Annotated in this window: 1 rRNA gene; it reads right to left on the bottom strand. The window is 52.5% G+C overall.

The window, feature by feature from the left end:
• Positions 1–26: 26 nt before the first annotated feature.
• A 23S ribosomal RNA gene (locus FEK47_RS23410) occupies positions 27–2,929 on the bottom strand.
• Positions 2,930–3,051 lie beyond the last annotated feature (122 nt).

Below are 3,051 nucleotides of genomic sequence, written 5' to 3' on the forward strand. Positions count from 1 at the left end.
ATCCGCCAAAACATCTTCGGCGTTGTAAGGTTAAGCCTCACGGTTCATTAGTACCGGTTAGCTCAACGCATCGCTGCGCTTACACACCCGGCCTATCAACGTCGTCGTCTTCAACGTTCCTTCAGGAGACTTAAAGTCTCAGGGAGAACTCATCTCGGGGCAAGTTTCGTGCTTAGATGCTTTCAGCACTTATCTCTTCCGCATTTAGCTACCGGGCAGTGCCATTGGCATGACAACCCGAACACCAGTGATGCGTCCACTCCGGTCCTCTCGTACTAGGAGCAGCCCCCCTCAGTTCTCCAGCGCCCACGGCAGATAGGGACCGAACTGTCTCACGACGTTCTAAACCCAGCTCGCGTACCACTTTAAATGGCGAACAGCCATACCCTTGGGACCTACTTCAGCCCCAGGATGTGATGAGCCGACATCGAGGTGCCAAACACCGCCGTCGATATGAACTCTTGGGCGGTATCAGCCTGTTATCCCCGGAGTACCTTTTATCCGTTGAGCGATGGCCCTTCCATTCAGAACCACCGGATCACTATGACCTGCTTTCGCACCTGCTCGCGCCGTCACGCTCGCAGTCAAGCTGGCTTATGCCATTGCACTAACCTCCTGATGTCCGACCAGGATTAGCCAACCTTCGTGCTCCTCCGTTACTCTTTAGGAGGAGACCGCCCCAGTCAAACTACCCACCAGACACTGTCCGCAACCCGGATCACGGGTCCACGTTAGAACATCAAACATTAAAGGGTGGTATTTCAAGGTCGGCTCCATGCAGACTGGCGTCCACACTTCAAAGCCTCCCACCTATCCTACACATCAAGGCTCAATGTTCAGTGTCAAGCTATAGTAAAGGTTCACGGGGTCTTTCCGTCTTGCCGCGGGTACACTGCATCTTCACAGCGAGTTCAATTTCACTGAGTCTCGGGTGGAGACAGCCTGGCCATCATTACGCCATTCGTGCAGGTCGGAACTTACCCGACAAGGAATTTCGCTACCTTAGGACCGTTATAGTTACGGCCGCCGTTTACCGGGGCTTCGATCAAGAGCTTCGCTTGCGCTAACCCCATCAATTAACCTTCCGGCACCGGGCAGGCGTCACACCGTATACGTCCACTTTCGTGTTTGCACAGTGCTGTGTTTTTAATAAACAGTTGCAGCCAGCTGGTATCTTCGACTGATTTCAGCTCCACGAGCAAGTCGCTTCACCTACATATCAGCGTGCCTTCTCCCGAAGTTACGGCACCATTTTGCCTAGTTCCTTCACCCGAGTTCTCTCAAGCGCCTTGGTATTCTCTACCTGACCACCTGTGTCGGTTTGGGGTACGATTTGATGTTACCTGATGCTTAGAGGCTTTTCCTGGAAGCAGGGCATTTGTTGCTTCAGCACCGTAGTGCCTCGTCATCACGCCTCAGCCTTGATTTTCCGGATTTGCCTGGAAAACCAGCCTACACGCTTAAACCGGGACAACCGTCGCCCGGCCAACATAGCCTTCTCCGTCCCCCCTTCGCAGTAACACCAAGTACAGGAATATTAACCTGTTTCCCATCGACTACGCCTTTCGGCCTCGCCTTAGGGGTCGACTCACCCTGCCCCGATTAACGTTGGACAGGAACCCTTGGTCTTCCGGCGAGCGGGCTTTTCACCCGCTTTATCGTTACTTATGTCAGCATTCGCACTTCTGATACCTCCAGCATGCCTCACAGCACACCTTCACAGGCTTACAGAACGCTCCCCTACCCAACAACACATAGTGTCGCTGCCGCAGCTTCGGTGCATGGTTTAGCCCCGTTACATCTTCCGCGCAGGCCGACTCGACCAGTGAGCTATTACGCTTTCTTTAAATGATGGCTGCTTCTAAGCCAACATCCTGGCTGTCTGGGCCTTCCCACATCGTTTCCCACTTAACCATGACTTTGGGACCTTAGCTGGCGGTCTGGGTTGTTTCCCTCTTCACGACGGACGTTAGCACCCGCCGTGTGTCTCCCGTGATAACATTCTCCGGTATTCGCAGTTTGCATCGGGTTGGTAAGTCGGGATGACCCCCTTGCCGAAACAGTGCTCTACCCCCGGAGATGAATTCACGAGGCGCTACCTAAATAGCTTTCGGGGAGAACCAGCTATCTCCCGGTTTGATTGGCCTTTCACCCCCAGCCACAAGTCATCCGCTAATTTTTCAACATTAGTCGGTTCGGTCCTCCAGTTAGTGTTACCCAACCTTCAACCTGCCCATGGCTAGATCACCGGGTTTCGGGTCTATACCCTGCAACTTAACGCCCAGTTAAGACTCGGTTTCCCTTCGGCTCCCCTATTCGGTTAACCTTGCTACAGAATATAAGTCGCTGACCCATTATACAAAAGGTACGCAGTCACCCCATTAAAGAGGCTCCCACTGCTTGTACGTACACGGTTTCAGGTTCTTTTTCACTCCCCTCGCCGGGGTTCTTTTCGCCTTTCCCTCACGGTACTGGTTCACTATCGGTCAGTCAGGAGTATTTAGCCTTGGAGGATGGTCCCCCCATATTCAGACAGGATACCACGTGTCCCGCCCTACTCATCGAGCTCACAGCATGTGCATTTTTGTGTACGGGGCTGTCACCCTGTATCGCGCGCCTTTCCAGACGCTTCCACTAACACACACACTGATTCAGGCTCTGGGCTGCTCCCCGTTCGCTCGCCGCTACTGGGGGAATCTCGGTTGATTTCTTTTCCTCGGGGTACTTAGATGTTTCAGTTCCCCCGGTTCGCCTCATTAACCTATGGATTCAGTTAATGATAGTGTGTCGAAACACACTGGGTTTCCCCATTCGGAAATCGCCGGTTATAACGGTTCATATCACCTTACCGACGCTTATCGCAGATTAGCACGTCCTTCATCGCCTCTGACTGCCAGGGCATCCACCGTGTACGCTTAGTCGCTTAACCTCACAACCCGAAGATGTTTCTTTCGATTCATCATCGTGTTGCGAAAATTTGAGAGACTCACGAACAACTTGCGTTGTTCAGTGTTTCAATTTTCAGCTTGATCCAGATTTTTAAAGAGCAAA

This window comes from Escherichia sp. E3659, assembly GCF_005781135.1.
Lineage (GTDB): Bacteria > Pseudomonadota > Gammaproteobacteria > Enterobacterales > Enterobacteriaceae > Escherichia.